Source organism: Paraburkholderia piptadeniae, from assembly GCF_900007165.1.
GTDB lineage: Bacteria > Pseudomonadota > Gammaproteobacteria > Burkholderiales > Burkholderiaceae > Paraburkholderia > Paraburkholderia piptadeniae.
Genome location: NZ_CYGY02000105.1, coordinates 1 through 7,813, shown reverse-complemented (window position 1 = coordinate 7,813; position 7,813 = coordinate 1). Strand labels below are relative to the sequence as shown.

The window sequence follows — 7,813 nt, the reverse complement described above, 5'->3', positions numbered from 1 at the left end:
AGGAAATTAGACCACTACAGGTCTGCCGAATGGGCAGACGACTGAGCCGTGCGCGCTTGGCGTAGATGTCGTCGACCGTTGCAGCCTTGATCGGACCGGCCGGGCACCTCACTCTCAGGAATAACCGGTGTGTGCTCGCCAAAGGTGGCCGACCGCGCAGATAGCGCTCGAGCACGCGCCGCGTTCGTCCGTTGAGCGGCAAGATTAGTACCGACCGAGTCTTGCACTGGTCGACCCGCAGGGTGCTGTTCTCCCAGTCAATCGAGTCGAGCGTCAAGCCAGCAACTTCTGTTGGGCGCAAGCCGTAGTAGGCCATCAGGTAGAGAATCGCGTGATCCCGGCAACCCTCAACACTCGAACGGTCGATCGAATGAAGGAGCTTGCATACCGTCCTCCAATCGAGCGCCCGTGGTGGAAGTTCTCCGCGATAGGTACGGGGTGTGTCGATGACGTCGAGTCGATTCCTCGTGTAGCCTCGATCGGCGCAGAACCTCAGAAAGGCGCGAAGGTGTGCAACCGTATGCTGAAGACTCTGACGGCAAAGACGCTTGCTGGTTTGATCGATAAAGCCCTCAACATCCTCGGATCTAACGCTCGCAAGGCGCCTACGCCCCGAACAGGCGCTCGCCAAGAAGCCGGTAACCGTGCTCAGGTGCTGTTCAACCGTGGAAGAAGACAGTCCACGCAGATCAACGAGGTGCGAACGGTATTGTGAAACGAGCGGGTCGAATCGGCCGGGCTTTGCGACCGGAACGAAGAGGCCTCGATCAGTTAGGAAGCGTGCTGCCGCTCGCTGCGTGGCGCGTTATAACGTCTCATGCGACCACGGTGCGAACCAGCGGGACAGCGCAATCGAGGTAATCGGGAGGCTGGTGCCAGCCGCGACATGGTTATAGGCAAGAACCTCACGGAAACGGTGTACGTGGCGCTTTGCGCAAATGCGCGTGTAGCCGCGCTCGACGACCCACGCCGAAAAATTGCGGACTAGCTGTCCTTGCGGGCCGGCAGCATAGTGCGGCCAATCGCGGGGAAAGAGAAATTCCAGCATGTGGATCTCACATTCAAGTGAACGGAAGAATCACAGTAGCTGCTTCCAGTTATGTGTAGTTCCGCGACCTCAAAGCCCGAGCGGACGAAGGTCGCGGCGGTTGGCTGTACATAACGATGTGCTCCACATAGGTCAAGAATCAGGCACTCGAAGCGATCCGAATGGTCGTGCCACATGAAGTCGCCCTCGATCTTCACGATCTTGAACGGCGACCACCCGCGGCTGCCACCGGTCCTGAATCAGCGCAAGCTTTGCAGCCAGATTGATACTTGCACTGAGTCCGCCGCCGCGAATAACGACATGAACATGAAGTGCGAATCTCGCAAGGAATACCGCAGCCTGTCCGGTCGAATTTAATCCACCTACTGCACGGTGATCGTCGCTTTCATGTTCGGGTGTATGCCGCAAAACACCTTGTAGACACCCGGCTTGTCGAACTTGAACTGATACATATCGTTCTGGTCGAGCGCAGCGGAGCGGAACATCCCAGCATCGTTGACGACCGAATGCGGTTCGCCGTCCATATTTTTCCAGGTCACGGTCGTCCCAGCCTTAACGGTGAGGGACATTGGCGAAAACATGAAATTCTTGATAACGATCTCATTGGGCTCCTGCGCTTGTGCGGCAGGCAACCCCGTGGCCAATGCCGCAATCAGCATCCCGCTTCCGACGGAGAGGACAAACGCGCGACGAAGGAAAGTGGATAGCATGGCTTAACTCCTTGTTGACTGAGCGATATTCCAAATCAGGCGAGGGTCGTGTCGGAAAGCGTCGCCGCGAGCGGGTGGCGCGAGATCTTGATGCTGGTCACGCCAAGCATCCGGGGAAGCTGATCGCTCGCCACCGTCAGCGGCATGGGTCCAGGGCCATTGCCGGCCGTCGGTTGCGGATAGGCGGTCGAGCGCGCGGTATGGAAAGTGATATTCCCTTCCACCTTGGAAACGATCTGATGGATATGTCCATTCAGGACGGTGACCGAACCGAACCGCTTCAGATAGTTCATCGCCTGGCCGGCATCGCCGGTGCCCCAACCCCACGGTTCGTAGATCGTCCACATCGGCATGTGGGCAAAGACGACGATCGGCGTACTGGACGAGCGCGCTTTCAAATCGTTTTCCAGCCAGGAAAGCTGGTCCTCGCCCAGGCTCCCCAGCCCGTTTGGCTTGAAATGCATCACATTGACGAGACCGATGAAGTGCACGCCACTGTGGTCGAAGCTGTAATAGCCCTTGTTATCCGAGGCTTGGCCGAAGCGTTTGAAGTATTCGGCTCCTGGCCCGTCTGTCACATCATGTTCGCCGGGCACGGTATGCAACTCGGTGATATTCAGCCCCGACAATAATTGGGCCGCGAAGTCGAACTCTTCCGGCTTCGAAAGATGCGTGATATCGCCCGTGTGAATCGTCAGGGCCGGCTTGACCGGCATGGCGTTGACGAAATCAATCGTTTGTTTGAGCGTACCCTCGACATCCGGATTGGCTTCCTTGTTGAAGCCAATATGCGAGTCGCTGATCTGCAGGAACAGAGGAACGCCCGAGGCCGCTGACTTGTCCTTGCTATTGACGGCAAGGGCCAATTCCACGGGCGTGAGGACGCCTCCGGCCAGGACAAACAGGGTGCCCGCGCCGCCGAAGGCGAGGCATTTCAATGCCCTGCGGCGCGACGGATGAGAAGGAAGATCTGACGACATAATGTCCTCTCGACTGGGTTTTAGGAGGTAGACCGCCCGTTCATCCGGCGGGCCTCCAGGGCTGGTGTTCAGAGAGCTAGACTGCGGCGGCGTCGGTTTTATTCCCAAATCGGAAATCGCATAGCTGGCGCTCGATGGGGCACGTCCACTCACCGGGCTGCTGCATGGCGCATTTGCGTGTTGAACTCGGCCCCGGGGCCTTGGACGCCCTCACCTACATCCGCTCGGATCACGGAATAACCGTCGCATGCTCGCGGTTTTGCTAGCGAGGAATACGCATTGATCGATCAAAAAGGACGTCATGGACCTGGCCCGTGCATTGGGTTTGGCAGTCATCGTCGACGACAAAATCGCCGCGAGGAAAACGAAAGCGTATGCGGCTCGGTGTCAGCGTTAAAGCGATTCGCCGAAACAGTATGTCAGTACGCAGCGAATCAAAATGACTGCGCCTTGCACCGATCATCGGTGGGTAACCTCTGGGCCGGTTACGCCGGTGCTTCATGTCGCGCAGCACTCACAGGAGTCTGAAGTGAGACTTCGGCGGTACGTCTGGCAGCTGCTATGCACGGCAGCAAGAAAAGCGTTTTCGCAGTGTAACCGCCCGGTGGGCGGGCCGAGCTCGACGAGGTTGCAGTTCCGCTCGGCCAGTGGAATAAGTCGCACTAGGAAGAGCAGCTTCAGGCGCCGCGACATCTCGTCAGGCTCGTACCCCATGCTACGCATGATAAGGTCGAGCCACTCGTCCCTCGTGAATTCACTCCGAACGCGCCGGTACTCCTCGAGATCGAAGGTCGCCATCTGGATCGGCGTGAGCTTGTCGATCCAGAACGGGTTCTTCCCGCGCGACTCCTCGTCGTACTCGAAGCGCATGTCCACCTGCGCCCAGACGCCGCCCATCACGAGGCGCTCGTAGTCGCGGACGTAGTGCTCCGGGACGTGTACGTTCTTGTGGCCGAAGTTCGTTACTTCGGCCCAGAAGTCCGAGTCCACAAGGCGCACCTTCACCTCCTCTTGAGGCATACGCCGGCGGGCGTCGTCGGCGCCCATTGGCGACCAAGCTTGTCGACATCTTGTTTCGTTGTCAGCGGGCGCACAAGCCGGTGCCATGTGTCCGGTACGCGATGCCAATTGTCCGTTCAGCGGTCGCATTGAGGGGCACGGGCGCAGAGCCTGTTGCGACCGGTGCAGGCGAGTGCAAGCGTATCGGGGTGCCGTGACTGGGCCTATCGGAAGAAACGAACTTTGGCGCTATTGCGGCTCATTCAAGGAACTTGTGGCAATGAGCCGTGCGGACAGGTGCCCGCTTCGTTCCGACTTTTTCACTGTTAGGCAGATATCCGCTAAGGGAATAAGTCGTTAGCGGACCCGGTATTACGAAGGCGTGCCCTCAGGTATGCACGCGGCCGGCTACGGATTCGTTGCCGCCGCAGACTTTTGCGAGACTTTCTTTGTGTGAGGTTTGTCCATCATGAAGTCGTTGATCAAGGCAGTTGCCGGTGCACTCGTTGTCGCCGCCCCTCTCGTATCGTTTGCTCAATCGAACCAACCGTTGACCCGTGCGCAGATGCGTGAGGAACTCATCCAGCTCGAAAAGGCCGGCTACAACCCGGCCACGGTGGATGACGCCGATTATCCGGCCGATATCCAGGCGGCCGAGGCGCGTGTCGCTGCGCAGCACGCCGGGGCGCAAGCCGCGGCCACCAGCGTCGGTGGTGTGGCGGGCGGGACGTCCCGATCGGGTGGTCCTGCCTCAGCGGCTGATACGAAGTCGCTTTACTTCGGTCAATAGACCTGCTGATAAGACGGGCGCCCGGCCGTGCCCACCTCGCGCCGCGCCGGTTTCCCGGCGCGGCAGGGTCTGGGTCGCAGCCAGCCCAGCCCAAATGCTCAGAGAGGAATCGAATATGAAGACATTGACGCGCAAAACACTAATCAGCGCTACAGCCGCCGCGTTCGGGCTTATGCCGCTTCTGGCGGCTGCGCATGGAAAGCTGAAAAGCACGTCACCAGCCGTAGGAAGCACTGTTGACCGCGCCCCGGAAGCATTACGGTTAACGTTCAACGAAGCCCTCGAGCCCGCATTCAGCTCCGTCAAGGTGAGCGATGCTGGTGGCGTACAGGCGACCAAAGAAAAGGCAAAAGTCGACGCGTCCAACCCTCGCGTATTGACAGTCTCAGTCCCGAAGCTGGCGTCGGGGGCGTACACCGTGCAATGGGCAGTGATGACGCATGATTCTCACAAGACGAAGGGCACCTACACCTTCACGGTGAAGTGATGAATGACGGTTTCCTTGGCACGCTACGCCTCGCCTTCGTGGCGCTGCAGAACGTGAGCTTCGCTATCGTGGTGGGTGCGCTGCTTATTGACGGATGGTTTGCACGAGAAGAGTCGCCGTGGCAGCTAAATGTCAGCAAACGTCTTCACGTGGCGATGCGCACCGCTGCGTTCAGTGCATTAGCATTCAGCGCGTTCGCGTTTTGGATTCATTCCGCGTTGATGAGCGACTCTGCGCTTTCGGAGGCGGCGCCTGCGGTCCGCTCGATGGTCGAGGAAACCGGTTTTGGCCACGCCTGGCTGGCAAGCACCGTGCTTATGCTGAGCGTACTCGCATTGGCGCTTCTGCCTTCGGCGGCATTGACTCGGCTGCGTCCTGTCATTTGGCTGGTGATGATGGGAATCGCGCTTGCACGAAGCCACATGGATCATCCGGTCGATGCAGGAGCATTCAGCCTGCCCGTTTGGGCGGACTGGGTCCACCTGTTAGCTATCAGCGTTTGGGTCGGCCTTGTACTGGTCGCCACCTATGTCGTAGCGCCACGACTGATTGACGCGCCGGCCGATGCGCAGCGGGCCAGCGCCGCGTTCATACAGTCCTTATCGAATGCTGCCACGTTTGCATTTGTGGCGCTTTTCTTGACTGGAGCGTACAACGGTTGGCGAGGCGTAGGTATGCCTGGCAACTTGTTGGCGTCGACCTATGGACAGTTATTGCTGCTGAAACTGGCACTGGTAATTCTGGCTGCAGCACTGGGAGGCCATAATCGGTTCTTCGAGATGCCACGAGTGCTCGCGACTCTGAAAAGGTCATCGTTGGAATCGCCCACGCGCCCCCTCAGGCGATTTGCTACCGTCCTGCATATCGAGTCCGTTGTGCTGGCAGGCGTCGTCGCTACGGCTGCAGTACTCGCCTCCAGTCCCTTAGCGGGGACGTAGACTAAAGGAGCGAGTCACACAAAGCAACGTCCACGCGGATGGACCACCGCAAGATGTCTTATGAGGTTCAGTTCTGCGTTGTCGAACTCAATACGCGAGCCCGGCAAGCAATCCCGAAACTACGCCGCGCGACACGCCCGTAGGAGGCATGCCGACAGGTAGCGGACAATCCGGCGTGACACGGCCGGCCACGGGTTCGTGCTCGGTCCCCGGACACTTTTGCGACATTTTCTTTGGGTCCTGATAAAGGATATCGGGTTGCCCTGAGAGCGTATCGGACAGCTCACTGCAGCTTGCAGAACCGAGCTGTGACGCGATTGCTGTTCAAGGAACTTGCGGCAATGAGCCGTACAGACAGGCGCCCGGTTCGCTCGAACATTTTCACTGTTAATAAGCACATATCCGCTAAGGGAATAAGTCGTTAGCGGAACCGGTATTACGAGGGCGTGCCGCAGCTATGCACGCGGCCGGCTACGGTTTCGTTGCCGCCGCAGACTATTGCGAGATTTTCTTTGTGTGAGGTTGTCCTTCATGAAGTCGTTCATTAAGGCAGTTGCCGGTGCACTCGTTGTCATCGCCCCTCTCGTATCGTTTGCTCAATCGAACCAGCCGTTGACCCGTGCGCAGGTGCGTGAGGAACTCATCGAGCTCGAAAAGGCTGGCTACAACCCGGCCACGGCGGATGATGATGTAAATTATCCGGCCGATATCCAGGCAGCCGAGGCGCGTGTCGCTGCACAGCACGCCGCTGCGCAAGCCGGGGCCACCAGCAATGGTGGTGTGGCGGGCGGGACGTCCCAATCGGGTGGTCCTGCTTCAGCGGCTGATATGCCGTCGCTTTACGGTCAATAGACCTGCTGATAAGACCGGCGCCCGGCCGTGCCCACCTCGCGCCGCGCCGGTCTCCCGGCGCGGCAGGGTCTGGGTCGCAGGGGTTCGATCAACGGCAAATACGGATAGGCCTTGCCGTGGGAGACGGAGAAGGTCTCCAGCACCAGCCACTCGCGTGGCGCGCGCAGTTTGAATTCGTAGAGTAGCCGTGACTTGCCAACACCCGGCTCGCCGACCACGCCGACGATCTGCCCGTGCCCAGCCACGGCCTGTGAGAACACGTGCTCCAGATGTGCCAGCTCGTGGCTGCGGCCCACGAAGCGAGCCAGTCCGCGGCTCGCTGCGACCTGCAACCGGGTGCGCAGCGGGCCGGGACCGAGCACTTCGAAGACAGTCAGTGGCGTGAGTAGCCCCCTGATGGGCGTTGCGCCGAGGGTCTTGAACGCGAAATAGCCCTCGCTCAGCTTGTACGTGTGTTCGCTCACGACGATGGAACCCGGCAGCGCGACGCTTTCCATGCGCGAGGCAATGTTGATCGAGTGCCCCACCGGGTCGTAGTCCGTGTGCAAGTCGTCGGCGCGAATGCCGCGAACCACCACCTCGCCGGAGTTGACGCCAACCCGGATCTGCAGCGCGATCCCCTGTGCGAGCCGCACACGGTCGGCATAACCGCGCATCTCGTCTTGCATGCGCAGCGCCGCATAAAGGGCTCGTTGCGCATGGTCTTCATGGGCGATCGGCGCGCCAAATAGTGCGAGAATGCCATCGCCTATCGACTTCGCCACATAGCCTTCGTAGTCATGCACGGCCTCCATCATCAGGGCCAATACGGGGTCGATCAGACCGCGGGCGTCTTCGGGGTCGAGGTCATGCATCAGCGCGGTCGAGCCGGCTATGTCGGCGAACAGCGCGGTAACTGTCTTTCGTTCCCCGGCGGTGGCCCCCCTGGCTTCCATGGCTGCCTGCTCGGCCAGGATGCGCTGCACCAAGTGCCGTGGGGTGTAGTGTATGGGGGTAGCGGCAAGGTAAG

The 7,813-nt window shown here is 59.7% G+C and carries 9 protein-coding genes and 1 pseudogene; 4 read left to right on the top strand and 6 right to left on the bottom strand.

What is annotated here, in order from left to right; all coding sequences use genetic code 11:
• The 5 genes from BN2476_RS49830 to BN2476_RS40060 all read right to left on the bottom strand — a co-directional run.
• The coding region (locus tag BN2476_RS49830) for a tyrosine-type recombinase/integrase (RefSeq protein ID WP_369122663.1) at positions 1-679 on the bottom strand (679 nt) is incomplete at its 3' end.
• A gap of 126 nt (positions 680-805) precedes the next feature.
• On the bottom strand, positions 806-1,048 hold the full coding sequence (locus BN2476_RS46840; protein ID WP_160111847.1) for a hypothetical protein: 243 nt from the start codon (positions 1,046-1,048) through the stop codon (positions 806-808).
• Positions 1,049-1,410: 362 nt separating this feature from the next.
• Positions 1,411-1,707: a cupredoxin domain-containing protein gene (locus tag BN2476_RS40070; protein ID WP_438942945.1), complete on the bottom strand. Its 297-nt coding sequence runs from the start codon at positions 1,705-1,707 to the stop codon at positions 1,411-1,413.
• An 86-nt stretch (positions 1,708-1,793) separates the two neighbouring features.
• Positions 1,794-2,738: a metallophosphoesterase family protein gene (locus BN2476_RS40065; protein WP_087739695.1), complete on the bottom strand. Its 945-nt coding sequence runs from the start codon at positions 2,736-2,738 to the stop codon at positions 1,794-1,796.
• Between the two features lie 498 nt (positions 2,739-3,236).
• The gene (locus tag BN2476_RS40060; protein ID WP_218274592.1) at positions 3,237-3,785 is read right to left on the bottom strand and encodes a BREX system Lon protease-like protein BrxL; all 549 of its coding nucleotides are present in this window, start codon (positions 3,783-3,785) and stop codon (positions 3,237-3,239) included.
• A gap of 421 nt (positions 3,786-4,206) precedes the next feature.
• Between BN2476_RS40060 and BN2476_RS40055 the strand changes: the two genes are divergently transcribed.
• From BN2476_RS40055 to BN2476_RS40040, 4 genes are all read left to right on the top strand, one after another.
• The gene (locus tag BN2476_RS40055; protein ID WP_087739694.1) at positions 4,207-4,527 is read left to right on the top strand and encodes a DUF4148 domain-containing protein; all 321 of its coding nucleotides are present in this window, start codon (positions 4,207-4,209) and stop codon (positions 4,525-4,527) included.
• A 115-nt stretch (positions 4,528-4,642) separates the two neighbouring features.
• Positions 4,643-5,014: a copper homeostasis periplasmic binding protein CopC gene (copC, locus tag BN2476_RS40050; RefSeq protein ID WP_087739693.1), complete on the top strand. Its 372-nt coding sequence runs from the start codon at positions 4,643-4,645 to the stop codon at positions 5,012-5,014.
• A complete protein-coding gene (locus tag BN2476_RS40045; RefSeq protein ID WP_087739692.1) occupies positions 5,014-5,952 on the top strand; it encodes a CopD family protein in 939 nt (312 codons plus the stop codon). Before copC ends, BN2476_RS40045 begins: the two co-directional genes overlap by 1 nt.
• Positions 5,953-6,483: 531 nt before the next feature.
• Complete coding sequence (locus tag BN2476_RS40040) at positions 6,484-6,804, top strand: DUF4148 domain-containing protein (RefSeq protein ID WP_087739699.1); 321 nt, start codon at positions 6,484-6,486, stop codon at positions 6,802-6,804.
• 74 nt (positions 6,805-6,878) lie between these two features.
• Here the strand turns inward: BN2476_RS40040 and BN2476_RS40035 are convergent.
• Positions 6,879-7,813 (bottom strand): annotated as a pseudogene (locus BN2476_RS40035) (adenylate/guanylate cyclase domain-containing protein); the annotation flags it as partial.